Genomic DNA, 24,492 nt, shown 5'->3' on the forward strand with positions numbered 1-24,492 from the left:
CTCATTGCGCGTTCCATGCATGCACGCTCAGTTCGGACGCGCCCTCGATCGCCAGCGGATCCTCGGCGACGATCGCCCGCGCCTGCTCCAGGCTGGCGACGTTCTTCAGCAGATAGGCGCCGCCGCTGCCGTCGCCGAAACCGCCGGCCAGTTCCAGCAGCCCGCGCGCGCGCAACGCGGCGAGAAAATCGCGGTGCGGCTGGACCACCGACGGCGGAAAGTCCGGCTTGCGCATCGCCATCACCAGGTACAGCGTCATCCTGCTTCTCCTCGATCGACTACGTCACCATCGGGCCGGCGTGGCCGCCCGCCCTTCCCGCACCGCCTGCCAGCGGCCGCTACCGACACTAACGCACCACAGCCGTGCGTGTCGCCGCGAAGTAGCGCAGCAGGCGCCGCATCTTGTCCTGCGCCGCAGCGTCGCCGCCCTCCTCGTCCATCCAGCTGGCGTCGGCTTCGGGATGCGGGCCGGTCAGCAGCACCGTGCCGGCACCATAGCCGTAGCGAGCCATGGCCACGTCGCCGTTGCGGTAGTGGGCGATCGGCGCATAGCCCGACGCGGCCTTGCCGGTGAAATACGGACCGTCCTGATAGTAGAAGCGTTCCAGCGTCCCGTCCCAGCGCACATCGATCGTATGGTCGCCTTCGTCGTCGATGCCCGAACCCGGGCGCCCGACCTCCGATTGCAGCGCCACGTCCACCAACCCGATCCAGTCGCGGTCGGCGAGATAGGCGCCCATGCACAAGCCGAGGAAGCCCTTGCCGCTGCGCACGAACGCCCGGATCGCGCTGGCGCCGTCGTCGCCGATGGCGGCATAGGCGGCAGGAATGTCCTGCCCGCCGCCGGGTTGGATGTACAGGTCGAAGCCGCTCAGCGTACGCGCGTTCACCTTGAGCGGCTCGCGCTCGCCGACATAGGCGAGTTCGAGATCCAGGCCGCTTCCCTGCAACGACTTCACCACCATTTCCGAACAACCGCGGCAACCGGCCTTGCCCCGGTACACCGCCACCTTCAGCGCGTCGCCGGCTGCCGCCTGCGACGGCAGGGACAACGCCAGCAGCAGCGGCAACAGCAACGTCGCCAGCGCGGCCCAGCGATGGCGCTTGGGTGCCTGCGGCAGCGCGGTCGATCGGTCCATGCGTTCTCCTTCCGGTGCAACCCGTAAATCCGGCGTGGCAGCGTACGGCCTGGGCCGTGCCGGCCTCAGCCGGCCAGCGCGTCCCAGCGCGATTGCAATTCCGCCAGCCGCAGGTCGGCGGCGGCACCGGGCGAGACCCGCGCGGCCAGGCTGCCTTCCGGCGTGCGCCCCTGCCCTGCGCTGGCCGCCGACGCGGCGGCGGCCTGGTAGGCCTCGCGGAACGGCACGCCGGCCAGCGCCGCCTCGACCGCCACATCGGTGGCGTACATGCCCGAGTCGATCGCCGCGCGCAACTTGTCCTCGCGCCATTCCAGGTTGGCCAGCAACGCCGGCAGCAGCTCCAGCGCGGCCAGGCCGCGGCCGAAGCCGTGGAAGATCGCGCCCTTGCTGCTCTGCAGGTCGCGGTGGTAACCGGACGGCAGCGACAGCAGCTGCTCGATCTCGGTGCGCGCCGCGGCCACGCTGGCGTGGGTGGCGCGCATCAGTTCGATCACGTCGGGATTGCGCTTGTTGGGCATGATCGAACTGCCGGTGGTGTACTGCGCCGGCAAGGCGACGAAACCGAACTCGCCGCTGGTGAACAGCGACAGGTCCCAGGCCAACCGGCGCAGGTCCAGGGTCGCGCTGCCCAGCGCTTCCAGCGCGGCCATCTCGAACTTGCCGCGCGACAGCTGCGCGTAGATCGGGCTGACCTGCATGCGCGCGAAGCCGAGCGCGGCGGTGGTGTGCTCGCGGTCGAGTTTCAGATTGACGCCGTAGCCGGCGGCGGTGCCGAGCGGGTTGGCGTCGATCAGGCGCAGGGTGTCGTGGGCGCGGATCGCATCGTCGATGAAGGCCTCGGCCCAGCCGGCCCACCACATGCCCGCCGAGGACACGACGGCGCGCTGGATATGGGTGTAGCCCGGCAGCGGCAGCGCCTGCTCGGCCTGCGCGCGGTCCAGCGCGACCTTGGCGATCTCGCGGCTCAGCTGCGCCAGTTGCGCCAACCGTTCCTTCAGCCACAAGCGGGTGGCGACCAGGATCTGGTCGTTGCGGCTGCGCCCGGTGTGGATCTTGCGGCCGGCGTCGCCCAGGCGCTCGGTGAGCCGCGCCTCGATCGCCGAATGGCCGTCCTCGAAGCGCTCGTCGAGCACGAACGCGCCGCTGCGGAAATCCTCGGCCAGGATCGCCAGTTCGCGCTGCAGCCCGGCCAGTTCGTCGGCCGACAGGATGCCGATGCGCTGCAGGCCTTCGGCATGCGCGCCGCTGGCGGCGATGTCGTGCAGGAAGAACTCGCGGTCCAGGATCACGTCGTCGCCGGCCAGGAAGGCCTGGATCTTGGCATCGACGGCGACGCCGGGTTTTTGCCACAACAAATTGGTCATGAGGGGTCCTTTTGCCGGGACCCGGGACTCGGGACTCGGGACTCGGAGAAGCAAAAGCATCGGCTCTTGCCGTTCCGAGTCCCGAGTCCCGAGTCCCCAGTCCCGATGGTGTCACACGGGAATCGAGGTCAGCTCGTCCAGGCCCAGCGCCAGATTGAGATTCTGCATCGCCTGCGTCGCCGCGCCCTTGAGCAGGTTGTCCAGGGTCGCCACGACCACCAGGCGCTTGTTGCCCGGCGCCAGGGTGAAGCCGCCGATCTGCACGCCGTGCTTGCCGGCGATGCGGCTGACCCACGGCGCGTCGTCGAGCACCTCGATCAACGGCTCGCCGGCGTAGCGCTCGCGGTAGCGGCGCTGGATCGCGTCCAGCGCCAGCGGTTGCTGCAGCCACAGGTTCACGGTCATGGTGATGCCGCGGAAATGCGGCGCCACGTGCGGCATGAACTCCACCGGCACGCCCAGGTGCGTGGACACTTCGCGCTCGTGCATGTGGTCGGTCAGCGCGTATGGCATCAGGTTGTCGCGCAGCAGCTCGGGGTTGTTCTTGTCCGATGGCGTGGTGCCGGCGCCGGAATAGCCGGACACGCCGAAGCACTGCGGCGGCCCGGCCAGTTGGTCGAGCAGCGGCGCGATCGCCAGCTGCATCGCAGTGGCGTAGCAGCCGGGATTGCTGATCCGCTTCTGCCCGGCATAGCGGCCGCGGGTCAGTTCAGGCAGGCCGTAGTACCAACTGGGATCGAAGCGGTAGTCGGCCGACAGATCGACGACGATGGTCTCGGCCGCCGCCGCATCCAGCGCGGCGACATAGGGCGCGGCCTTGCCGTTGGGCAGCGCCAGCACCACCGCCGCGGCACCCTTGGCCGCGACCGCATCGGCGTCCAGATTTTCGTAGCGCAGCTCGCCCTGGTAGTCCGCGCTGTGCTCGGCCACGCGCTGGCCGGCCAGTTCGCGCGAGGACACGAAGGCCAGGTGCAGGTGCGGATGCGCGGCGACCAGCTTGATCAGTTCGGCGCCGGTGTGGCCGCGCGCGCCGACGATGCCGACGCCGTAGGTGTGGGAGGAAGTCATGTATGCGAGTCCAGGCGGAACTGCAGGTGGCGTTTCACCCCTGCCCATTCCGTATCGATGATGGAGAACACCACGGTATCGCGCGGCGTGCCGTCGGGGTGGCGCTTGTGGTTGCGCAGCACGCCGTCCTGCTTGGCGCCGAGGCGGGCGATGGCCGCGCGCGAGGTGTGGTTGAACCAGCTGGTTTCGAAACCGACGCTGATGCACTGCAAGGTCTCGAACGCGTATTGCAGCAGCATGCGCTTGACCTCGGTGTTGACCCCGCTGCGCTGCACGCGCGGCGCGTACCAGGTGTAGCCGATCAGCAACGTCGGAACCTCGGCGTCCAGGCCGTAGAAGCGGGTGCTGCCGACCACCTCGCCGGCGGCGTCGCGCACCGCGAACGGCAGCACGCGGCCCTGCGCCTGCGCGTCCAGGGCGGCGGCCACGTAGCCGTCGACCTTGTCCGGCGCCGGCACGCTGGTGTACCACAGCCGCTCCAGGCCGCTGCCGTGCACCGCCGCGCGCAAGGCGTCGGCATGCGCATGCCGCAACGGTTCCAACGATGCATGCCGGCCCTGCAGGGTCGGCACCTCGCGCCACAGCGCTGGCAGCAGGTCGAGGCTCATCGCGCTCAGCCCAGCAGGGTCGGCGTGCGCGTGGCGCAATGCGCCACGCAGTGCTGGATCTGCTCGAAGTTCTCCAGCCCGTACCAGAACACCTTCCACTTCTCCTGCTTGAAGCAGCCGTCGGATTCGGCGTAGTAGAAGATGTTGACCTGGTTGTTGTGGCGCGAGCGCCAGAACAGCTGCGGCGTTTCCTCGCGCATCACGTTCCACACCGCGCGGCCCAGGCCTTCGCCCTGCGCGTCGTCGAGCACCGCGAACTTGTCCAGGTAGGTGTAGCCGTCCTCGTTGGTCAGAATCACCGCGGCGCGGTAGTTCTCGCTGACGTAGGCGCGCAGCAGCCGGGTCTTGTCGAAATAGTCCGGCACCAGGGTGCGGCCGAAGCTGGATTCGATCAGCGACTTCAGCCGCTGCGTGTCCAGCTCGCCCCACGCGGTGGCGCGCAGCACCTTCTCGCCGCGCCGCACCAGCGTGCCCGAGCCCTTGTGGGTGAACAGCTCCTTGGCCAGGTCGGCCGGGCGCGTGATCGACACCGACGATTCCAGCGGCAGGCGGTCCAGCAGATCCTTGATCTGCTCGATCTTGACCCGCATGCCGCCGTTGATCCACGGCTGCTGCATCAGGTGCGCGTACTCGGTGGACAGGTTGATCGAATCGATCACCTTGCCCTCCTCGTCGAGCAGCCCGCCGGTGCCGGTGAGGAAGATGATCTTGTAAGGCTGCAGTTCCTGCACCAGTTCGTTGGCGGCGAAATCGGCGTTGATGTTGAGGATCTGGCCGCTCGGGGTTTCGCCCAGGCTGGTGATCACCGGGATCGAGCCGGCCTGCAGGCTGGCCTCGATCGGCGCCAGGTTCACCGCCTTGACCTCGCCGACCAGGCCGTAGGTGTCGCGATCCAGGTACTGTGCCTCGAACACCCCGCCGGTGATCGAGGTGGCGCGCGCGCCGTTCTGCTGCAGCGCTTCGACCAGCTTGAGGTTGGAGGCCTGGAACACCTTGCGCACGATCGCCAGCGCTTCCGGCGAGGTCACCCGCAGGCCGTTGACGGTCTGCTTCTCGATGCCGGCGGCCGACAGCTCCGCATCCAGCTGCGGGCCGGCGCCGTGCAGCACGATCGGGGTCAGCCCGACTTCCTGCAGGAACGACAGCGAGGAGGTCAGCGCCTCCAGATCGTCGCGCAGCACCGCGCCGCCGACCTTGACCACGGCGAAGCGCTTGGCGTCCAGCTGCGAAAAGCGCTTGAGGTACTGGCTGATCTCCTTGGCGCTGGCCATGCTCGAGAGCAGGCGGACGATGGTCTGGCGGGTTTGCTTGTTGGCGTGCATGGCGGTGATGGCGGTTCCGTGATCCGGGATGGAAGGGCCGTGGCCCCGGCGGCGCGTGCTCAGCGCACGCCGTTGATGATGCGGTCCACCGAGGTGGCGTAGCGCTGCAGCTGCTGCAGCGTTACGAACTCGTCGGCGGTGTGCGCCTGGGCGATGTCGCCCGGGCCATAGACCAACGCGGTGTAGCCGCCGGCCGAGAACAGCGAGGCCTCGGTCCAGAAGTCCACCGCATTGCCGATGGGCAGGTGCAGCGCATCGGCGACGTCGCGCGCGGCCAGGCGCTTGTCCTCGGCGCGGGCGATCTCTCCGGAAGGCAGGCTCGGCCCGCGGAAGGTCTCCTCGAAGTGCGCGGCGGCCGGATCGGCGAAACCGGCGAAGGTCGCCAGCAGCGCGTCCACGTCCATCGACGGCAGCGGCCGGAAACCGAACCGCAGCTCCGCGGCCGGCGCGATCATGTTGGCCTTGATCCCGCCCTCGACCCGGCCGATGTTGAAGCGCAGGCCGGTCAGGCCGCCGAAGCGCGCATGCGCCAGCGACTCGACATGGTCCAGGGCCTTGCCGCCCCAGCGCATCGCCTGGTGCAGCGCGCTGGCCGACGGATCCTGCTTGCCCGACGCATGTCCGGCGCGGCCGGCGAAGCGCATCAGCACCGAGCTGATGCCGCGATGCGCCAATACCGCTTCGCTCATCGTCGGCTCGGCCACCAGCACCGCCTCGTAGGGAATGCGGCGTTGCAGGAACGCGGCGATGCAGCGCGGATCGTTGGCTTCCTCGTCGCTGGAGAACAGGAACGCGGCATCGCCGTCGCCGGCATTGGCCGCCGCGACCAGCGCCGCGGCCGCGCCCTTGATGTCGCACACGCCCAGGCCGATCACCCGGTCGTCGGTCCGCCGCATCACGTGCGGGTCGGCGCTCCAGTGCGGCGAGTCCGGCACCGTGTCCAGGTGCACGTTGAACAGGTACTGGGGCGCGCCGCGCACCGCGTACAGGCTGACCGCCCCGGCGCCGTGGTCGATCACCTCGACCTGGAACCCGGGCAGCTGCGCGCGCAGGTAGTCGAAGATGCCGCCGGTGCCGATCGCGCGCGGCGGATTGCGGGTGTCGAAGGACACCAGCTGGTGCAGGTGCGCGAGGGTGGGTTCGAGCAGATCGGTCATGGCGGGTCAGGCAGCCGTGGCGCTGGTGCGGTAGAGGTCGGGATAGGCGATTTCCATCAGCGACTGCGGCCGCGCCGGCGCGGCGAAGCCGTGCCGGGCGTACAGCGCATGCGCGTCGGACGTGGCGAGCATGAAGCGGCGCAGGCCCTGCAGCTGCGGGTGGGCCATGATCGCCGCCACCAGCTGCTTGCCGTAGCCGCGGCCGCGGTACGCATCGAGCACGAACACGTCGGCCAGGTAGGCGAAGGTCGCCCCGTCGGTGATCACGCGCGCGAACGCCACCTGCCCTGCGCCCTCGACGTAGCCGCCGAAGCACAGCGAGCCGGCGATCGCCCGCTGCACCGTGTCCAGCGGGATGCCCAGGCACCAATAGGCCTGTTCGCTGAGGAAGCGATGGATCAGCGGCAGATCCAGTTCCTGCTTGTTGGTGCTGATGCGCAGTGCGTGCATGGGTTCCATCAAGACAGTTCCTTCTCCCACCGGGAGAAGGTGCCCCGAAGGGGCGGATGAGGGTACGGGCGAAGCCTGGTGAATCGAATTTCGCGCGAGCGGGTGAAGGTGCGGGGAAGCTTGCAGGTCGAAATGTTGCGAGGCTTCGCCCGCACCCTCACCCCAACCCCTCTCCCGAAGGGAGAGGGGCTCTACCCTCAGCGGTTGACCTGCGCGTACAGCGTGGAGCTCATCCCGAACAGCTTGATGAAGCCTTCCGCCTCGGCCACGCCCCAGTCCGCCGACTGCGCGTAGGTCGCGCCCTTGGCGTTGAGCAGGTGCGGCGACTTCACCGCCACCGCATCGACGCGGCCGCCGCGGGTTTCCAGCGTGACTTCGCCGTTGACCTTGGCCTGCGAGGAATCCAGGAACGCCTCCAGGTCGGTCTTCAACGGATCGTGGTAGAAGCCTTCGTAGACCAGCTCCACCCACTTGCGCGCCACCTCCGGCTTGAAGCGGTTCTGCTGCTTGGTCAGCACCGCGTCTTCCAGCGCGCGGTGCGCGGCCAGCAGCGCGATCAGGCCCGGCGCCTCGAACACGATGCGGCCCTTCAGCCCGATCACGGTGTCGCCGGTGTACATGCCGCGGCCCACGCCGTACGGAGCGAACAGCTTGTTGAGCTTGGCCAGCAGCTTGGCGCCTTCCAGCGGCTTGCCGTCCACCGCCACCGCTTCGCCATGCTCGAACTTCAAGGTCACCGTCAGCGGCTCGATCGGCCACGCGCTGCGCGGCGCGCACCAGCCGCGGGTGCCCTCGCCCGGCGCTTCCCAGCGGTCGATCTCGCCGCCGGACATGGTCACGCCCAGCAGGTTCTCGTTGATCGTGTAGGCCTTCTGCTTGGCGCGCACGCCGAAGCCGCGCTCCTCCAGATACTTCTGCTCGTAGGCGCGGGTCTGGGTGTGCTCCTTCTGGATCTCGCGGATCGGCGCAACGATCTCGTAGTCGCCCAGCGCCTTGACCGCCAGGTCGAAGCGCACCTGGTCGTTGCCCATGCCGGTGCAACCGTGCGCGATGATCTTGGTGCCCAGTTCGTCGGCGCGCTTGAGCGCGGCATCGACGATCAGATACCGGTCGGACACCAGCAACGGGTACTGGCCCTGATAGCCCTCGCCGGCCCACACGAACGGCTTGACGAAGCCGCTCCAGATCGCCGGGCCGCCATCGACGGTGACGTGGCTGGCCGCACCCAGCTCGGCGGCGCGCTTCTCGATGAAGTCGCGCTCCTCGTCGTCCACCCCGCCGGTATCGGCGAACACCGTGTGCACGGCGTAGCCCTTGGCCTGCAGATAGGGAATGCAGAAGCTGGTGTCCAGGCCGCCGGAGAAGGCCAGGACGATGTCCTTGGTGCCGGGAATGGGGAGTGGGGAATCGGGAATGGAAGAAGCAGTGCTCATGGTTGTTTCCTTATCACGCGTAAAAGTGGGGGCTAACGCTGTTGCTGTACCGATTCTCTATTCCCGCTTCCCTATTCCCGCTTGCGAAGCAAGCGCCGCCATGATCGCCTTCTGCACATGCAGCCGGTTCTCGGCCTCGTCGATGGCGATGCAGTTCGGCGAATCCATCACCGCGTCGGTGGCCTTGACGTTGCGGCGCAGCGGCAGGCAGTGCGAGAACACGCCGTTGTTGGTCAGCGCCATCTTGCGCTCGTCGACGATGAAGTGCTGGTACTGGTCGCGGATCGGTTTCTCCGGGCCCCAGTTGCCGAAGAACGGCAGCGCGCCCCAGCTCTTGGCGTAGACCACGTCGGCGCCGGCGTAGGCGCTGTCGATGTCGTGGCTGACCTGCAGCGAGCCGCCGCTCTCGGCCACGTTCTGCGCCGCCCAGTCCATGTAGCGCTGGTCCAGCACGTAGTCCGGGGTCGGGCACAGCAGGGTCACGTCCATCCCCAAGCGGGTGGCGATGGTCAGCGCCGAATTGGCCACCGCGGTGTTCAGCGGCTTGGGATGGTAGGTCCAGGTCAGCACGTACTTCTTGCCGCGCAGGTCCTGGGTGCCGAAATGCTCCTGCAGCGCCAGCGCGTGCGCCAGCTCCTGGCACGGGTGGGTGATGGTCTCCATGTTGATCACCGGCACCGGCGAGTATCTGGCGAAGCTCTTCAGCACCAGGTCCTCGCGGTCCTTGGACCAGTCCACGAACTTCGGGAACGCGCGTACCCCGATCAGGTCGACGTAGCGGCCCAGCACCCGCGCCACCTCGGCGATGTGCTCCTCGGTGTCGCCATCCATCACCGTGCCCAGGTCGAACTCGATCGGCCACGCGTCCTTGCCCGGCTGCAGCACCACCGCATGCCCGCCCAGCTGGAACGCGCCCAGCTCGAAGCTGGTGCGGGTGCGCATCGACGGGTTGAAGAACACCAGCGCGATCGACTTGCCCTTCAGCTCGCTGCCCAGCTTGTTGCGCTTGAACAGCGCGGCCTGGGTCAACAGCGCGTCCAGCTCGGCCCGGCTCCAGTCCTGGGTGTTCAAGAAGTGCTTCAGAGACATCGATCCATCCTTTGCTGCGTGGAGCCACCGCGGTGGTGGCGTGCGCGGGACGCGCTGTAGTTCTTTACGGGTGAAACCTTTCCGGGGTATGAAAACGAAAAAACCCAGCCTCGGGCTGGGTTTTTCAGAACGAACGGCACAGCGCTCCGGTTACCCAGCCAGGATGTGGGATTCCGGTCGACGCGCGCGCGACGTCATGCCCGAAGCCATGCGTGCGGCGCTGAGATCGTGCTGGGGCAGGTTCGCTTTCATCGGCGCGCATCCTCGCACGCGCACGCCGCAGGCGCAAGCGCGCGCGCTCATCGCGGCGGCACCACGACCGCGTCGGGCACGTACGGCGCCACCGACACGCGGATACGCAGCCGGTTGCCCGGATCCTCCGGCAGCCGCGAGCGGTACTTGGTGCCCTTGTAGACATAGTCCACGTCGTAGGCGATCGGACGCCGGAACTCGCGGCCGACCTCGACGGTGCGGCAGTTGCGCCCGCTCGACGCCGGCGCCGGCGCGGCGACGGCCGGCGCCGGTGCCTCTTCGTGGCGGCGGCTGAAGATGTCCTTGACCGAATCCATCAGCCGGTTCAGGCGGCTGTCGTCCTCCGGCTTGGCCGGCGCCGGGGTCGGGGCCGGCGTCTGCACCGGGTCGCATTGCTGTTCGGTGCGGGTGGCGCGCAGGGTCTGGTAGACCGGCTCCACGTTCAGCACCTGCGCGTAGTCGAGCTTGATGTTCTCGATCACCACCACGCGGTTGCGCGCCTCGCTGTCCTGCGCCCAGGCCGGCGCGGCGCATGCGAACAGGCCGACCAGCGGCAACAACAGGTACGGACGCATCGGCACCGGGCTTCGAAGGACAGATCGATCAGTGTAGGCATCGCAGCTTGCGTCGGGCTGAACGCAAGCCTACGGCCCCGTGGCCTGTCCCGGCCTGTCCCGGACAGCTCCATTTCCGGGCGCAGTTCGCACCGATTTCGTGCGTATGCCGACAAGAAAGCGCTAGGAAGACGACACCTGCGATGGCGCGGCGGCCGGCGCGCGCAAGCGCGATTCTTCGGGTCGGGCCAGGCAGGTCGCCAGCCGGCGCGGTGCGACTGGACCTGGCCATGTCCGTCGCACGGCGCGCCGCCGCCCGCTGGCGACCTGGCGGACACGACGCGGCCCAGCCCGGAAGGGATGAGACGCCCTGGGCCGCTGCCGGTAGAATCGCAAGGCTTCCCCACGCCCGATGCCGATGAGCCTGCGCCTGCACAACAACCTGACCCGCCGGGTCGATGTCTTCGAACCGCTCGATCCGGTCGCCGGTCCCACGCTGTATGTCTGCGGGCCCACCGTCTACAACTATGCGCATATCGGCAACGCGCGCGGCCCGGTGGTGTTCGACGTGCTGGCCGCCCTGCTGCGGCGCCGCTACGGCGCGCTGCGCTACGCGCGCAACATCACCGACGTGGACGACAAGATCAACGCCGCCGCGCAGGCGCAGGGCGTGCCGATCGCCACCATCACCGACCGCTTCGCCGCCATCTACCGGCAGGACATGGCCGCGCTGGGCGTGACCCCGCCGGACCTGGAACCGGAGGCCACCGCGCACATCCCGCAGATCGTGGCGATGATCGAGCGGCTGATCGGCAGCGGCCACGCCTATGCCGCCGAGGGCCACGTGCTGTTCGCGGTGGCCAGCTTCGCCGGCTACGGCAAGCTGTCGCGGCGCGACCCGGAGGAGATGCTGGCCGGCGCCCGCGTCGAGGTGGCGCCGTACAAGCGCGACCCGGGCGACTTCGTGCTGTGGAAGCCGTCCAGCGACGATCTGCCGGGCTGGGACTCGCCGTGGGGCCGCGGCCGCCCCGGCTGGCACATCGAATGCTCGGCGATGGCCGCCGCGCACCTGGGGCCGACCATCGACATCCATGCCGGCGGCGTGGACCTGCAGTTCCCGCACCACGAGAACGAGATCGCGCAGAGCGAATGCGCCCACGGCGGCGCCACCTTCGCCCGGTTCTGGTTGCACAACGGCATGCTCAACTTCAGCGGCGCGAAGATGAGCAAGTCGCTGGGCAACATCGAGACCGTGCACGACCTGATCGCCCGGCATCCGCCGGAAGCGCTGCGCTATGCGTTGCTGAGCGCGCACTACCGGCAGCCGCTGGATTGGTCCGATGCGCTGATCGAGCAGTGCAAGAACACCCTGGACCGGCTGTACGGCACCTTGCGCGCGCTGGACGCGGTCCAGGCCACCGCATCGATTCCGCAGGCGGTCGAGGCGGCGCTGGAAGACGACCTCAACACGCCGCAGGCGCTGGCCGAAGTGGCGCGGATCGCGACGGCGGCGCGGCAACTGCTCGCGCCGGCCGGCGGTCCCGACGCAGCGCGCGACGCACAGCTGCAAGCGCAATTGCAGCAGGCGAAGTCCGAGCTGCTGGGTGCCGGCCTGGCGCTGGGCCTGCTGCAGCAGACGCCCGAGGCCTGGTTCAACCGCGGCGTCGGCGACGGCGACGACGCGCGCATCCAGGCGCTGATCGACGAACGCAGTGCCGCCAAGAAGAACCGCGACTTCGCCCGCGCCGACGCGATCCGCCAGGCGCTGGCCGACGAAGGCGTGGTCCTGGAAGACACCGCGCAAGGCGTGCGTTGGAAGCGTGGCTGAGATTTTCCCTTCTCCCATCGGGACCACGGCCCCCTTTTCGGGGGAAGGTGGCGCGCAGCGCCGGATGAGGGTACGGGCGAAGCAACCGGCGTCGATTTTTCACGAGGCTGCGCCCGTCCCCTCACCCCAACCCCTCTCCCGGGGGGAGAGGGGCTTTACCGCTTGATCTTGGATTTGCGATGACCGATACCGATTTCCCGCTCGAACATGGCGCTCGAAGACACCGCGCAACGCTGAGTCCTCCCTTCTCCCATCGGGAGAAGGTGCCCCGAAGGGGCGGATGAGGGTACGGCAGCGCCGATAGGACGGCGGGCGAAGCGGCTGCCGTCGATTTCTCGCGAGGCTGCGCCCCTACCCTCACCCCAACCCCTCTCCCGGAGGGAGCGGGGCTTTACCGATTGATTCTGGATTTGCGATGACCGATACCGATTTCCCGCTCGAACCCACGCCCGCCGACGCGCAGGCCGCCATCGCCGAGGAATTCGGCTTCTTCGGCGACTGGTCCGAGCGCTACCAGTACCTGATCGACCTGGGCCGCAAGCTGCCGGCGTTCCCCGAGGAGTGGAAGACCGAGCAGCACCGCCTGCACGGCTGCCAGTCGATGGTGTGGATCGTGCCCGAGGGCGATGCGCAGCGGCTGGTGTTCCATGCGATCAGCGATTCGGCGATCGTCTCCGGCCTGATCTATCTGGCGCTGCGGGTCTACTCCGGGCGCAGCGCCGCGCAGATCCTGGCCACCGCGCCGGACTTCGTCGCCGCGATCGGCCTGGGCAAGCACCTGTCGCCGACCCGCAGCAACGGCCTGGCCGCGATCCTGGCATTCATCCAGGACAGCGCGCGCGCGCAGGCATGAGCGCCCCGCTCCCGCCCGCACAGAGCCTGCGTACGCTGCTGGCGCATCCCGGCTTCGCGCTGGTGCTGGCCTATCGCATCTGCGCGATGCTGTCCTACCAGATCGTCGCGGTCACGGTCGGCTGGCACATCTACGAGATCACCCGCAATCCGTTCTCGCTGGGGCTGATCGGACTCGCCGAGATCCTGCCGTTCTTCTGCATCGCGCCGTTCGCCGGCTACCTGGTCGATCACCTGCCGCGGCGCCGGCTGGGCATGCTCGCCAGCCTCGGCCTGGTCGCGACCGCGGGCGTGCTGACCGCGCTGACCCACGGCTGGCTGCCGGTGCAGGGCGTGTGGCCGATCTACGCGGCGATCGCGCTGACCGGCGCGGCGCGGGCGTTCCTGTCGCCGGTGTACAACGCGTTGTTCGCGCGCACGCTGCCGCGCGACGCGTATGCGCGCGGCGCCAGCATCGGCAGCGTGGTGTTCCAGACCGGCATGGTGATCGGCCCGGCGCTGGGCGGGGTGCTGGTCGGCTGGGGCGGCAAGGGCCTGTCCTATGGCGTGGCCATGGCGGTGGCCGGCGTGGCGATGCTGTCGCTGTTGCTGCTGCGCGTGGCCGAGCCGATCAACGACGGCCCGCGCGCGCCGATCTTCCGCAGCATCGCCGAGGGCGCGCAGTTCGTGTTCTCCAACCAGATCATGCTCGGCGCGATGGCGCTGGACATGTTCTCGGTGCTGCTCGGCGGCGCGGTGTCGATGCTGCCGGCCTTCATCCACGACATCCTGCATTACGGTCCGGAGGGCCTGGGCATCCTGCGCGGCGCGCCGGCGCTGGGTTCGGTGCTGGTCGGGCTGTGGCTGGCGCGGCGCCCGCTGCAGCGCAATGCCGGCCGCATCCTGCTGCTGGCGGTCACCGGCTTCGGCCTGTGCACGATCGCCTTCGGCCTGTCGCGGCATTTCTGGCTGTCGGCGGCGATCCTGCTGGTCTACGGCATGTGCGACGGGGTGTCGGTGATCGTGCGTTCGACCATCCTGCAGCTGGCCACGCCGGATGCGATGCGCGGGCGGGTGTCCTCGATCAACGGCATCTTCATCGGCTCGTCGAACGAATTGGGCGCGTTCTACGACGGGGTCATGGCGCGACTGATCACACTGGTGCCCGCGGTGGTACTGGGCGGATGCGTGACCTTGGTCGTGGCCGGCGTTACCGCCTGGAAAGCGCCGAAGCTGCGCAAACTGGACCTGCGCGAACTGCAGTGACGGCGCAGTAGCTGCCGCGTCGCGCTCAGCGCGCCGCGGCGGCGTCCAGGCGCTCGTCGGCGTTCCACGCCGCCGCGCAATCGGGCACGTTCGCCGGCTGGGTCAACCCGCCCTTGCCGGCCAGGAACCGGCAGGTCGCCGCGAACACCGCCGGCACCGCCTTGGAGCGGATCGGCGAGGCCAGCACGTGATTGCCGGCGCCGGGAAAATCCACAGCCTGGCGCAGCGCCGGCGGCGTGCCCAGTCGCGCGAACATCGCCTGCATCGCCGCCACCGACACCGTCGCGTCCTGATGCTGCGCGTCGCGATAGTAGTAGCCGAGGAACACCGGCACATGGATCCGCGCATAGGTCGCCGGCAGCATGCCGCCGCGGGTCAGCGCGGCCAGCGCGCGGTAGCCGTCGACATGGGTGGCGTCGGCCCAGTAGCCGCTGTCGACCGGGTAACGCATGACCGGATCGCCGCCGTTGCGCGACCACAGCAGCAGCTGCGCGCCCCACGGCCACAGCATCGGCTGCAGCTGCTCGCCGTGCTCGCGTACCAGCGGCGACCACAGCACCAGCGCCTGCACCTGTTGCGGGTGCGCGGCCACGGTCTGCAGCGCCAGCGCGCCGCCCATCGAATTGCCGATCACCACCACCCGCCGGCCAAGCACTCGCGCCACCGCCAACGCCTCGGCGGCGCCGCCGAGCAGGCGCGGCGCATCGATGCCGCGCAAGGCGTCGGCGGCGACCAGTCCGTGCCCCGGCAAGCGCGGCAGATACAGATTGCAGCCGAAGCTGCGCGCCAGGCGTTGGTGGGTCGGCGCGCCCTCGCCCTGGCTGGCGGTGAAGCCGTGCAGATAGACCATGGCGCAGTCGCGGCGTCCCGGGTGCGCCGGGTCGGCCCAGACGATGCGCGCCTGGTTGTCCGCGCGCAGGCCGGCAGTGGCCCGCTCGCGCGCGTCCAGCCAGGCCTGCAGCGCAAGCGGATCCTGCGGCACCGCCGGCAACGCGACCTGCGGCAGCGCCGGGCTGACCCGCGGCCCCACTGCCAGCACCGCCAGCAGCACCAGCAGGAGCAACAGCGGCCAGCGCGCATAGCGCCAGACGCGGGACGTACGTGGGCGTGGCGGCGGCGCCGCAACGGACACCGGTGCAGAGGTCATACGCGCATGTCCGCAGCCTGCCGCGGATGGCGCCGCGCCCGCGGCGACCACAGCGGCGTGGCTTGCGTAGCGCCCTCGGCGCCGGCAGCACGGACCCGCCACGTCGCGGAAGCGTGCACGACCACGACGGCCACATGCTGCGGCGGGCAGGAAAGGCGATTGGCGAGCATCGGCAGGCGGCGGCAGCGTGGCCGTCCGCCACGCGTCCAGTCTGCGGCGGCGGCATGACAGGCGCATTTAAACCCGGTCGCGGCCCGGCATGCGCGGCGAGGATGCAACGGCGCAACCTCGCCCTTTTCGGCTTGCGCCTGCGTCGCCGCAGGCAGGTCCAGCGCATTTGTCTACAACACGCGCAGAGCCCGCTCGCGCACGCCCGCCAGCGCTGCAGCGACGTCGATTTGCTTGCGTCCCAGGGGCGAACTACGCACGCCGTCTCACTCGCCTGCAGCAGGCGGCGCATGCGCGCGCCATGGCCGGATCGCAGCGCCGCGCTGCCGAAAGGTTCGCGAAAGCCATGCCTGGAACCGTTGCGCCCGGACCAGCGGCAGGGTCCTTGACGGAACGCCAGGTTCGCCGCTTGCCTGCATTTTCCCGTGCGAAGTTCATACGGAGAGAAGTGAAATGGAAGGTTCGCTTTTTCGCAGCGAGGTGCTGGACGCACCCAGCCAGGCATGGCTGGGGACAGTGCGATTGGCCACGCCGGTCTCGACCCAGGCATGGACGGTCGCCGCGCTGCTCATCGGCGCCGCGATCCTCGCCTGGCTGTTCGCCGGACACTACACGCAGCGCGTCCACGTCACCGGCCTGCTGGTGCCGCGCGCCGGCCTGATCAGCCTGACCGCCAACACCGTCGGCGTGGTCGACCACGTCGCCGCCGCCGAAGGCGATCGCGTCGTCGCCGGGCAGATCCTGGTGTCCCTGTCCGGCGAACACACCAGCAAGGCGCTGGGCAATACCGCGGCCGGCGTCAGTGCGCAGCTGCAGCGCCAAGCCGTCAGCCTGCGCCAGGACATCGGCGATGCGCTCACCCTGCGCGACAAGCAGGCCGAGGACAACCGCACCCAGCAGACCCTGCTGAAGGATCAGCTGACGCAGATCGACGCGCAGATCGCGATCGAGAAGAAACAGATGGCGCTGGTCCAGGACCTGGTGAACAAGTGGTCCGGGCTGGTGGCCGGCGGCTACATCCCCGCGCTGCAGGTCGAGCAGGAAAAATCGGCGCTGCTCGCCGACGAATCGCAATTGCGCTCGCTGCAGCAGCAGCGCGCCGGCACGCGCCAGCAACTGAGCGCGCTCGACGACCAGTTGACCCAGTTACCGCTGGCGGTCTCGGCCAAGCTCAACGAACTGCGCCGGCAACTGGCGCAAGTCGAACAGGCGCTGGCGCAGAACGAAGCGACCCGTGCCAGCGAACTGCGCGCGCCGGCCAGCGGCATCGTGTCCTCGCTGCTGGTGAAGCCCGGCGCGTCGGTGTCGCTCGGGCAGCCGCTGCTGGCCATCGTGCCCGACGGTTCGCGTTTGCAGGCGCAGCTGCTGGTGCCCAGCCAGGCGGTTGGTTTCGTGCATCCGGGGGTGGATGTCACCCTGCACTACCAGGCCTTCCCCTATCAGAAATTCGGCCTGCAGCATGGCGTGGTGCGCAGCGTTTCGCGCAGCGCGCTGATGCCCGGCGAGGTGACGCTGCTGCTCGGCGGCGGCGCGCCGCCATCGACCGACTCGCTGTACCTGGCGCACGTGGATCTCGCCAACCAGAACGTGCAGGCCTATGGACAGCAGCAGCCGTTGCGCCCGGGCATGGCGCTGGAGGCGGACATGCTGCTGGACCGGCGCCGCATCGTCGAATGGATCTTCGAACCGCTGTACGGCATGGGGCATCGCTGGAGCAGCGGTTCGTGAGCCGCCACGCCGAGGATCGCAGCGCGAACGACGACAGCCTGCATGCGGCTCGCGCGCAGGGCACGCCGCGGCTGCGTTTCTGGCGCACGCGCGGCTTGCCGAACGTGCTCCAGTCAGAAGCGGCCGAGTGCGGACTCGCCTGCCTGGCGATGATCGCCGGCTACCACGGCCACCATACCGACCTGGCCGCGCTGCGCCGGCGCTTCACCCTGTCGCTGAAAGGCATGACTGCGCGGCGCCTGATCGAAGTGGCGCACGCGCTGGGACTGCAAAGCCGGCCGCTGCGGCTGGAGATGGACGAACTGGGCCAGTTGCAGACGCCGTGCGTGCTGCATTGGGATCTCGACCATTTCGTGGTCCTGCACGAGGTCGGCAGGAGCAAGGTCACCCTGCACGATCCGGCCGTGGGCGTGCGCACCCTGCCGCTCGCCGAGGTCGCGCGGCATTTCACCGGCGTCGCCATCGAGTTTTCGAAAGGCCCCACGTTCCAGCGCCAGCGCGAGGCGCCGCCGGTCTCGCTGCGCTCGCTCGCCGGTTCGATCCGCGGCCTGGGCCGCGGGCTCGCGCAGATCTTCGGCCTGGCGCTGGTGCTGGAGCTGTTCGCCTTGCTCGCGCCGCTGTTCATGCAACTGGTGGTGGACCAGGTCATCGCCGACGGCGACCACGACCTGCTGACCTTCCTCGGGCTCAGCTTCGCCCTGCTGATCGTGCTGGAAACGCTGGTCTCCGCGTTGCGCAGCTGGACGGTGATGTGGCTCAGCACCCACTTCAACCTGGGCTGGACCGGCAACGTGTTCCAGCACCTGATGCGGCTGCCGCACGCCTACTTCGGCGCGCGCCACCTCGGCGACATTGTGTCGCGCTTCGGCGCGATCGACGCGATCCAGCAGACCCTGACCACGCGCTTCGTCGAGATCCTGCTCGACGGGCTCATGGCCGGCATCACCCTGGTCGTGCTGTTCGTCTACAGCCCGCTGCTGTCGGCCATCGTGCTGAGCGCCGTGGCCCTGTATGCGGGCCTGCGGCTGCTGTATTTCCGCATCTACCGCGAAGCCAACCTCAGCCAGATCACGGTGACCGCCAAACAGCACAGCCGCTTCCTGGAAGCGGTGCGCGGAGTGCAGACGATCCGCCTGCACAACCAGGAAGCCGAGCAGACCGGGCGTTACCTCAATGCGGCGGCCGACACGCTCAACACCTCGATCGCAGTGCAGCGCCTGGACATGCTGTTCACCGCGCTGCAGGGCCTGGCCACCGGCGCGCAACGGCTGGGCGTGCTGTGGCTGGGCGCGTGGCTGGGGCTGAAGGGCCAGTTCACCGTCGGCATGCTGACCGCGTTCGTCGCCTACGGCGACCAGTTCAGCAGCCGCGTCGCCAGCCTGATCGATTACGCGATCGAGCTGCGCATGCTGCGCCTGCAGGCCGAGCGCCTGGCCGACATCGTGCTGACCGCGCCGGAAGCCTACGCCAGCAGCGAACACGTCGGCCCGCTGCCGGAACCGGGCGTGGCGTTCAACAAGGTCGGCTTTCGCTATGCCGAAGGCGAGCCGTGGATCCTGCGCGAGTGCAGCTTCGCGGTGCGGCCGGGCGAATCGGTGGCCATCGTCGGTCCGTCCGGCTGCGGCAAGAGCACCTTGATCCGGCTGCTGCTCGGCCTGCTCGACCCGCAGCAGGGATCGATCGAGATCGGCGGCATCGATCTGCGCCGGCTCGGCAAGTCGCGCTATCGCGCGATGACCGCCAGCGTGATGCAGGACGATCACCTGTTCACCGGTTCGATCGCAGAAAACATCAGTCTGTTCGACGCCCTCGCCACGCCGCAGGACATCGAGGACGCAGCGCGCCTTGCCGGCGTGCACGAGGACATCGTGGCCATGCCCATGGGCTATCACAGTCTGGTCGGCGACATGGGTTCTTCCCTTTCCGGCGGACAGCAGCAGCGCCTGTTCCTGGCCCGCGCGCTGTATCGCCGGCCGCAGATCCTGGTGCTGGACGAAGCCACCAGCCACCTGGACGTCGCCATGGAACGGCGGCTCAACCACGCCATCAAGGCGCTGAACATCACCCGCATCGTCATCGCGCACCGGCCCGAGACCATCGCGCATGCGGACCGTGTCATCGAGTTGTGCGAAGGGGCCGCCGTGACGCGTCCGCTGCCGCGCCACGCGGCTCCCATCGCGGCGACGTCGTCCATCGGAGACGCGCCATGAGACCACGCCGGCTCCTGGCGGGCGTCGGCGACGACGCCGCGCCGCGGCCTCCGCCGGGAACGCGTGGCGCTCGCCCATCCCCGCTCCTTTCGCCCTCCACGAAACCATGAGGTAACGCCGTGTCGTCATCGGAAGCGTCATCCCTGAAGGTCGTCAACAACTTCGTCGACGTGCAGCATCTGCCGGAACTGGCCAGCGGTCGCGGCGGCTGGGCATACGGCGTCTACCCGGGCCTGCTCGGCGACGCGCATCCGTCCTGGCACATCCACCTGTGCGGCAGCCGCAACGCGCAGGACCGGGCCATCCACGACGACGTGCTCAACGCCACGCCGGGGCTGGAGTCGCTCAACGACGTGTGGCGGCACATCCGCGAAGAACTGGCGCCCGACTACGGCCTGGTCCGCGCCTACGCCAGCGGCCACACGCATGGACAGGACGGCGCCGCGCATCACTACGCCAAGCCGTCCGACCAGGAGCGGGTCGCCCTGCTCTACACCAGCACCGAATGGAAGGACGGCTGGGCCGGCGAAACCGTGTTCTACGATGCCGCGCGCGAATGCATCTCCATCCGTCCGCGTCCCGGCCGGCTGGTGCTGTTCGACGGGACCATCGTCCGTGCGTCGCGCGCCCCGGCCCGCGATTGCCCGACGCTGTGCACCACCCTCGCGTTCCACATGCGGCGCATCCGCCGCTAGACCAGCACAGCAAGAGACGACTTCCGATGCAGACCACCATGCCACGCAGCGCGCTCGTGGCGGCGCTCCTGGCCTTCGCCGTGGCGCCGCACGCGGCGAAGGCGGACGCTCTCGGCCGCAGCCGCGCCGACCCGGGCGAACCGTTGCGGATCCCGATCGCCGACGACAGCGGGCATCCATGGACGCTGCAAGGGCGCCTGTGCCGCCCCGAGGGCGTGCATCGCCCACGGCTGGTGGTGATCGCGCACGGCTCGCCGGCGAAAGCGTCGGAGCGGCCGGGCATGACGCTGGAGAGCTGCAGCGGCGAATCCGCGCAATGGTTCCTGCACCGGCACTACGCCGTCGCGCTGGTGCTGCGGCTGGGCTACGGCGCGACCGGCGGCCCCTGGACCGAAGGCTACGACGGCTGCGACCGCGCCGACTACGCCAAGGCCGGCCTGGAGACGGCGCGGCAGCTCAAGACGATCGTGGATTTCGTCACCGCCCTGCCCGGCCTCGACCCGGACCGCGCCATCGTCGTCGGCCAGTCCGCCGGCGGCTGGGGCACGCTGGCCTACGACAGCCTGCCGCATCCGAATGTCGCGGCCTTCGTCAACATGGCCGGCGGCCGCGGCGGCCACTTCCACGATCGGGCCAACAGCAATTGCGCGCCGGAAAAACTGGTCGAGGCGGCAGGCCGCTTCGGCACGACCGCAAGCACGCCGATGCTGTGGATCTACACCGGCAACGACAGCTTCTTCGACCCGGCGCTGGCCGCCGCGCTGCATCGCGCCTTCGTGCAGGCCGGCGGCCGCGCCGAACTGGTCGCGCCCGCCGCCTACGGCGACGACGGGCATCACCTGTTCTTCGGCCGCCGCGGCTCCGCGATCTGGGGACCGCCGGTCGATGCCTACCTCGAGACGCTGGACGCTGCGGCGTCCCCACGACCTCCCCGACCACCCGCGCAGAGCACACGATGACCATGCAATCGATCCGGGACATCATCCAGACCATCGGCCTGCACACCGCGGCCGAGAACATTCCGCTGATCACCAAGAAGGGCGGCGCGTACACCTGGCTGTTCGACCTGCGCCGGGTGTTCATGCAGCGCGAGGCGCTCGAGCAGATCGCCCACGCGTTCTGGGAGCGCAACGCCAGCCGCGAACCGTTCCAGCTCGGCGGCCTGGAGACGGCGGCGATCCCGCTGCTCACCGCGTTGCTGCTGACCGCGCCGAAAGAGCGCGGCGCGGTCAACGGCTTCATCATCCGCAAGGACCGCAAGACCACAGGCCTGGGCAATGCGATCGAAGGCGAGGTGCTGGACCTGCCGATCGTGCTGGTCGACGACTCGCTCAACTCCGGCAACAGCGCCGAAAAGGCGCGCGCGGTCATCGCCATGGCCGGCCACCCGCTGGGCGAGGTGTTCGTGGTGGTCGATTTCCTGTCCAGGGCCGGCATGCAGTGGCGCAAGACCCACGGCATCGCCGTGCAATCGCTGTTCACCCTGAAGGACTTCGACCTTCCGCCGGACCACAGCCCGCCGCACCCCACGCAGGCCTACCGCGAGCTGTGGCGAACGGCGACACCGGGCGGCTTCGCCTATCACGTGGTACCGAAGTCCGCGCCGCTGCTGGTCGGCGACACCATCTTCCGCGGCTGCGACGCGTCGAAGATGCAGGCGTTCTCCGCCGAGACCGGCGGGCTGCTGTGGGAATACCAGGTGACCGGCGCGGCCTATACCAAGAAAGGCATCTGGTCGTGCCCCGCCCATCACGACGGGCGCCTGTACTTCGGCGCCTACAACGGCACCGTCTATTGCCTGGACGCGCAGAGCGGCGAGGAGATCTGGACGCATCCGGACGGCGACTGGATCGGCGCCTCGCCGCTGCTGCTGCCGCAGCACAACCTGCTGTATGTCGGCATCGAGTACGTCCGCCCCTGGGCGCAGGGCAGCCTGGCCGCCTACGACATGGGCACGGGCGAGAAGGTCTGGGAACATCAGGTCGAGAAGCTGCAGCACGGCTCGCCAGGCTATTGGGAAGGCGGCGACCTGGTGATCTGGGGCAGCGCCGATCACGAGACGCTCGCGCTCGAGGCCAAGACCGGCCGCATCGTGTGGCGCTTCCCGACGCGGCGCTCGGTGAAATACGCGCCCGCCGTCGACGAACAGCGCCGGCTGACCGCCTTCGCCTCCTTCGACAAGTCGATCTACCTCCTCGACGTGGCCACCGGCGAGAAGCGCGGCGAATGGCAGACCGACGAGATCTGCTACACCACGCCGCTGTTCGCCGGCAACAAGCTGTTCTGCGGCTCCGGCGACCGGCATCTGTACGTCATCGACGTGGACACCATGCAGCTGCTCAAGAAGATCAATCTGCGCGCGCGGGTGTATGCCTCGCCCAAGCGCGTGGGCAATCGCGTCATCGTCGGCAGCAATGGCGGCCGCGTCGTGGAGATCGACATCGACACGCTGGAAACCAAGGGCGTGCTGCAACTGCCGGATGCGGTCACCAACGGCGTCGCGGTCTCGCCGGACGGCCGGCGCATCTTCGTCTCCACCTACATGAACCATCTCTACGCGTTCGAGCGTTTGCGCGAGGCCGGGGAAGGCGCGGCCGGCCAGGCGCTTGCCGCGTCGTCGTAGCGCGGCGCGCGCGGCAGGATCGATCCGGACGCGCGGCCAGGAACGGCGTGCCACCGGATCAGCCGAAGCGAGGACGGTTTTCCCCGCAAACATGTCAAAGGATCAACATGAGAACGCTCGATATCATCGAAATCGACATGGTCGCCGGCGGCACGCGCGCTTCGATCGGCGCGCACCCGTTGTCCACCTCGATCCATCACGCCAAAGCGCACAAGAAAGTGCACCACGCCAAGGCCAAGGCCCATCACCACCACGCGGCGATGCACAAGTCGGCCGCGATGCAGACGGTCGCCGAGTTCGACGCGCCGATCGAGGCCGAAGGCGGCGAAGGCGGCGAAGGTGGTGAGGGTGGTGAGGGTGGTGAGGGAGGTGAGGGAGGCGAAGGCGGTGAGGGTGGAGAGGGAGGCGAAGGCGGCGAAGGTGGCGAGGGTGGCGAAGGCGACGGCGGCGGCGGTTACGACGACGGCAACGATGCGGACGGCAACGGGCCGGCCGATACCAGCATAGGCAGCAGCCACCAGACCAGCGATGGCAGGACCGTTTCGATCACCTACCAGAACACGCAAGACGGTTCGAGCAGCGACAATCCGGTCACGTCCAAGATGGCCTCGGCGCTGAACTCGGTGCTCGACAGCGACACCGGCGTCGACAGCATCGACATCTCCGCGACGACCAACGGCAGCCACAACCCCAACTCTGCCCACTACACCGGTAACGCTGTCGATATCAACATCATCAACGACGTGCATGTCGGCACCAGCGGCACGGGCTTCGACAACGCGCAGGCGCTGGAGAACGCCGCGATGAACGATCCCAACGTCAGCTACGTGGAAGGTCCCGCCGGCAATTTCATCCGCTCCAGCCCCACCGCGGACTGGACCGCCGCCAGCCGAGAAAGCGGCGACACGACGCACGTGCATATCAGCGTCTTCAAGTAATTCGAACCTCACTTCCCTCTTCCGGGCCGCAGCCACTGCGGCCCGGAAGACACTCACCTATCGGAGATGCCCCATGAAGCCCCTCTGGCTGCCGCGCATGTGCATGGCCTCGCTTCTCGTCTTCGCCGTGCAAGGCGCGTCGCAGGCGATGCAACCGGCGCCCGGCAACAACGAAGCCGGACAAGCGCTGGCCTATGTCCTGAAGAACGATATCGTCCTGTCGAGGACGTTCGGCGCGTGCCCGAACCTGAAATTCACCCGCAGCGCGGCAAAGGGGACGCACGCGTTCCTGATCGAGGGCAGCTGCGATATCAAGGACAATCCCGAGGAGGATGCGGACTGTCCCGCCTACCAGGTCCACGCCACCGGGACGATCGACACGCCGTCGCATTGGACCGTCCGCCAGTTGGAGTTGAAGCTGGTGTGTTCCAGCGAGGGAGCGGCGGCGCAAAGCCACATGTGATCGTTCGGCACGCCGCTTGTCCGCTGCGGAAAGCGCGACTGCCGGAGTCCGCCATGGCACGTACCAGCCCTGCAGCTACCGGGTCGCGCCTGCCTGCGAGCGCAAGCGGCGCCTGGCGTTGTAAGGCCCTCCGGTTCCGGAACGCATCGGCATGCCGAC

The 24,492-nt window shown here is 68.9% G+C and carries 22 protein-coding genes; 10 read left to right on the forward strand and 12 right to left on the reverse strand.

Features of this window, described 5'->3' with window-relative positions; genetic code table 11:
* Position 1: 1 nt before the first annotated feature.
* The 11 genes from JR064_RS01075 to JR064_RS01125 form a co-directional block, all read right to left on the reverse strand.
* Positions 2 to 259, reverse strand: a complete 258-nt coding sequence (locus tag JR064_RS01075) for a YciI family protein (protein ID WP_206228523.1) — start codon at positions 257 to 259, stop codon at positions 2 to 4.
* 88 nt (positions 260 to 347) lie between these two features.
* A complete protein-coding gene (locus tag JR064_RS01080; protein ID WP_206228524.1) occupies positions 348 to 1,139 on the reverse strand; it encodes a hypothetical protein in 792 nt (263 codons plus the stop codon).
* Between the two features lie 65 nt (positions 1,140 to 1,204).
* Positions 1,205 to 2,503, reverse strand: a complete 1,299-nt coding sequence (argH, locus tag JR064_RS01085; RefSeq protein WP_179563949.1) for an argininosuccinate lyase — start codon at positions 2,501 to 2,503, stop codon at positions 1,205 to 1,207.
* A gap of 111 nt (positions 2,504 to 2,614) precedes the next feature.
* Positions 2,615 to 3,571 carry an N-acetyl-gamma-glutamyl-phosphate reductase gene (gene argC, locus JR064_RS01090; protein ID WP_206228525.1) on the reverse strand — a complete coding sequence of 319 codons (957 nt, stop codon included), beginning with the start codon at positions 3,569 to 3,571 and terminating at the stop codon, positions 2,615 to 2,617.
* Positions 3,568 to 4,179: a GNAT family N-acetyltransferase gene (locus JR064_RS01095; protein ID WP_206228526.1), complete on the reverse strand. Its 612-nt coding sequence runs from the start codon at positions 4,177 to 4,179 to the stop codon at positions 3,568 to 3,570. The genes argC and JR064_RS01095 overlap by 4 nt, the downstream gene beginning before the upstream one ends.
* 5 nt (positions 4,180 to 4,184) lie before the next feature.
* A complete protein-coding gene (locus tag JR064_RS01100; RefSeq protein ID WP_179563946.1) occupies positions 4,185 to 5,501 on the reverse strand; it encodes an acetylglutamate kinase in 1,317 nt (438 codons plus the stop codon).
* Positions 5,502 to 5,560: 59 nt separating this feature from the next.
* Positions 5,561 to 6,658: an acetylornithine deacetylase gene (locus JR064_RS01105; RefSeq protein ID WP_206228527.1), complete on the reverse strand. Its 1,098-nt coding sequence runs from the start codon at positions 6,656 to 6,658 to the stop codon at positions 5,561 to 5,563.
* 6 nt (positions 6,659 to 6,664) lie between these two features.
* Positions 6,665 to 7,117 (reverse strand): GNAT family N-acetyltransferase, encoded by a 453-nt coding sequence (locus JR064_RS01110; RefSeq protein ID WP_206228528.1) that lies wholly within the window; start codon positions 7,115 to 7,117, stop codon positions 6,665 to 6,667.
* 188 nt (positions 7,118 to 7,305) lie between these two features.
* Positions 7,306 to 8,541, reverse strand: coding sequence for an argininosuccinate synthase (locus JR064_RS01115; RefSeq protein WP_206228529.1), 1,236 nt, complete (start codon positions 8,539 to 8,541; stop codon positions 7,306 to 7,308).
* A 57-nt stretch (positions 8,542 to 8,598) separates the two neighbouring features.
* Entirely contained in the window at positions 8,599 to 9,630 is a 1,032-nt protein-coding gene (locus JR064_RS01120; protein WP_206228530.1) for an N-acetylornithine carbamoyltransferase, read from the reverse strand.
* Positions 9,631 to 9,929: 299 nt separating this feature from the next.
* The gene (locus JR064_RS01125) at positions 9,930 to 10,457 is read right to left on the reverse strand and encodes a hypothetical protein (protein ID WP_206228720.1); all 528 of its coding nucleotides are present in this window, start codon (positions 10,455 to 10,457) and stop codon (positions 9,930 to 9,932) included.
* 397 nt (positions 10,458 to 10,854) lie between these two features.
* Here JR064_RS01125 and cysS point away from each other — a divergent pair, with 397 nt between their 5' ends.
* From cysS to JR064_RS01140, 3 genes are all read left to right on the forward strand, one after another.
* The gene (cysS, locus tag JR064_RS01130; protein WP_206228531.1) at positions 10,855 to 12,264 is read left to right on the forward strand and encodes a cysteine--tRNA ligase; all 1,410 of its coding nucleotides are present in this window, start codon (positions 10,855 to 10,857) and stop codon (positions 12,262 to 12,264) included.
* A 415-nt stretch (positions 12,265 to 12,679) separates the two neighbouring features.
* Positions 12,680 to 13,117, forward strand: a complete 438-nt coding sequence (locus JR064_RS01135; protein ID WP_179563940.1) for a SufE family protein — start codon at positions 12,680 to 12,682, stop codon at positions 13,115 to 13,117.
* Positions 13,114 to 14,361 carry an MFS transporter gene (locus tag JR064_RS01140; protein WP_191824637.1) on the forward strand — a complete coding sequence of 416 codons (1,248 nt, stop codon included), beginning with the start codon at positions 13,114 to 13,116 and terminating at the stop codon, positions 14,359 to 14,361. The genes JR064_RS01135 and JR064_RS01140 overlap by 4 nt, the downstream gene beginning before the upstream one ends.
* Positions 14,362 to 14,386: 25 nt before the next feature.
* Here JR064_RS01140 and JR064_RS01145 read toward each other — a convergent pair whose 3' ends face one another.
* Positions 14,387 to 15,508, reverse strand: a complete 1,122-nt coding sequence (locus JR064_RS01145; protein ID WP_206228532.1) for an alpha/beta hydrolase — start codon at positions 15,506 to 15,508, stop codon at positions 14,387 to 14,389.
* 621 nt (positions 15,509 to 16,129) lie between these two features.
* Between JR064_RS01145 and JR064_RS01150 the strand changes: the two genes are divergently transcribed.
* The 7 genes from JR064_RS01150 (at position 16,130) to JR064_RS01180 (ending at position 24,333) form a co-directional block, all read left to right on the forward strand.
* The gene (locus JR064_RS01150; protein ID WP_241092787.1) at positions 16,130 to 17,404 is read left to right on the forward strand and encodes a beta-barrel domain-containing protein; all 1,275 of its coding nucleotides are present in this window, start codon (positions 16,130 to 16,132) and stop codon (positions 17,402 to 17,404) included.
* Positions 17,405 to 17,442: 38 nt separating this feature from the next.
* Entirely contained in the window at positions 17,443 to 19,614 is a 2,172-nt protein-coding gene (locus JR064_RS01155) for a peptidase domain-containing ABC transporter (protein ID WP_206228722.1), read from the forward strand.
* Between the two features lie 119 nt (positions 19,615 to 19,733).
* The gene (locus tag JR064_RS01160; protein ID WP_003470112.1) at positions 19,734 to 20,309 is read left to right on the forward strand and encodes a 2OG-Fe(II) oxygenase; all 576 of its coding nucleotides are present in this window, start codon (positions 19,734 to 19,736) and stop codon (positions 20,307 to 20,309) included.
* A 26-nt stretch (positions 20,310 to 20,335) separates the two neighbouring features.
* Entirely contained in the window at positions 20,336 to 21,268 is a 933-nt protein-coding gene (locus JR064_RS01165; protein ID WP_241092788.1) for an alpha/beta hydrolase family protein, read from the forward strand.
* A 2-nt stretch (positions 21,269 to 21,270) separates the two neighbouring features.
* Positions 21,271 to 22,932, forward strand: coding sequence for an outer membrane protein assembly factor BamB family protein (locus tag JR064_RS01170; RefSeq protein ID WP_241092789.1), 1,662 nt, complete (start codon positions 21,271 to 21,273; stop codon positions 22,930 to 22,932).
* Between the two features lie 107 nt (positions 22,933 to 23,039).
* On the forward strand, positions 23,040 to 23,870 hold the full coding sequence (locus tag JR064_RS22995; RefSeq protein WP_241092790.1) for a hypothetical protein: 831 nt from the start codon (positions 23,040 to 23,042) through the stop codon (positions 23,868 to 23,870).
* 73 nt (positions 23,871 to 23,943) lie between these two features.
* Positions 23,944 to 24,333, forward strand: a complete 390-nt coding sequence (locus JR064_RS01180; RefSeq protein ID WP_206228534.1) for a hypothetical protein — start codon at positions 23,944 to 23,946, stop codon at positions 24,331 to 24,333.
* Positions 24,334 to 24,492 lie beyond the last annotated feature (159 nt).

The organism is Xanthomonas bonasiae (assembly GCF_017163705.1).
GTDB lineage: Bacteria > Pseudomonadota > Gammaproteobacteria > Xanthomonadales > Xanthomonadaceae > Xanthomonas_A > Xanthomonas_A bonasiae.

Coding starts and splice junctions, on each gene's coding strand:
- JR064_RS01075 (WP_206228523.1), bottom strand. CDS start 259: ATGACGCTGTACCTGGTGATGGCGATGCGCAAGCCGGACTTTCCGCCG.
- JR064_RS01110 (WP_206228528.1), bottom strand. CDS start 7,117: ATGGAACCCATGCACGCACTGCGCATCAGCACCAACAAGCAGGAACTG.
- JR064_RS01105 (WP_206228527.1), bottom strand. CDS start 6,658: ATGACCGATCTGCTCGAACCCACCCTCGCGCACCTGCACCAGCTGGTG.
- JR064_RS01095 (WP_206228526.1), bottom strand. CDS start 4,179: ATGAGCCTCGACCTGCTGCCAGCGCTGTGGCGCGAGGTGCCGACCCTG.
- JR064_RS01150 (WP_241092787.1), top strand. CDS start 16,130: ATGGAAGGTTCGCTTTTTCGCAGCGAGGTGCTGGACGCACCCAGCCAG.
- argC (WP_206228525.1), bottom strand. CDS start 3,571: ATGACTTCCTCCCACACCTACGGCGTCGGCATCGTCGGCGCGCGCGGC.
- JR064_RS01120 (WP_206228530.1), bottom strand. CDS start 9,630: ATGTCTCTGAAGCACTTCTTGAACACCCAGGACTGGAGCCGGGCCGAG.
- JR064_RS01125 (WP_206228720.1), bottom strand. CDS start 10,457: ATGCGTCCGTACCTGTTGTTGCCGCTGGTCGGCCTGTTCGCATGCGCC.
- JR064_RS01140 (WP_191824637.1), top strand. CDS start 13,114: ATGAGCGCCCCGCTCCCGCCCGCACAGAGCCTGCGTACGCTGCTGGCG.
- JR064_RS01100 (WP_179563946.1), bottom strand. CDS start 5,501: ATGCACGCCAACAAGCAAACCCGCCAGACCATCGTCCGCCTGCTCTCG.
- JR064_RS01135 (WP_179563940.1), top strand. CDS start 12,680: ATGACCGATACCGATTTCCCGCTCGAACCCACGCCCGCCGACGCGCAG.
- JR064_RS01080 (WP_206228524.1), bottom strand. CDS start 1,139: ATGGACCGATCGACCGCGCTGCCGCAGGCACCCAAGCGCCATCGCTGG.
- JR064_RS01145 (WP_206228532.1), bottom strand. CDS start 15,508: ATGACCTCTGCACCGGTGTCCGTTGCGGCGCCGCCGCCACGCCCACGT.
- JR064_RS01170 (WP_241092789.1), top strand. CDS start 21,271: ATGCAATCGATCCGGGACATCATCCAGACCATCGGCCTGCACACCGCG.
- JR064_RS01180 (WP_206228534.1), top strand. CDS start 23,944: ATGAAGCCCCTCTGGCTGCCGCGCATGTGCATGGCCTCGCTTCTCGTC.
- JR064_RS22995 (WP_241092790.1), top strand. CDS start 23,040: ATGAGAACGCTCGATATCATCGAAATCGACATGGTCGCCGGCGGCACG.
- argH (WP_179563949.1), bottom strand. CDS start 2,503: ATGACCAATTTGTTGTGGCAAAAACCCGGCGTCGCCGTCGATGCCAAG.
- cysS (WP_206228531.1), top strand. CDS start 10,855: ATGAGCCTGCGCCTGCACAACAACCTGACCCGCCGGGTCGATGTCTTC.
- JR064_RS01115 (WP_206228529.1), bottom strand. CDS start 8,541: ATGAGCACTGCTTCTTCCATTCCCGATTCCCCACTCCCCATTCCCGGC.
- JR064_RS01165 (WP_241092788.1), top strand. CDS start 20,336: ATGCAGACCACCATGCCACGCAGCGCGCTCGTGGCGGCGCTCCTGGCC.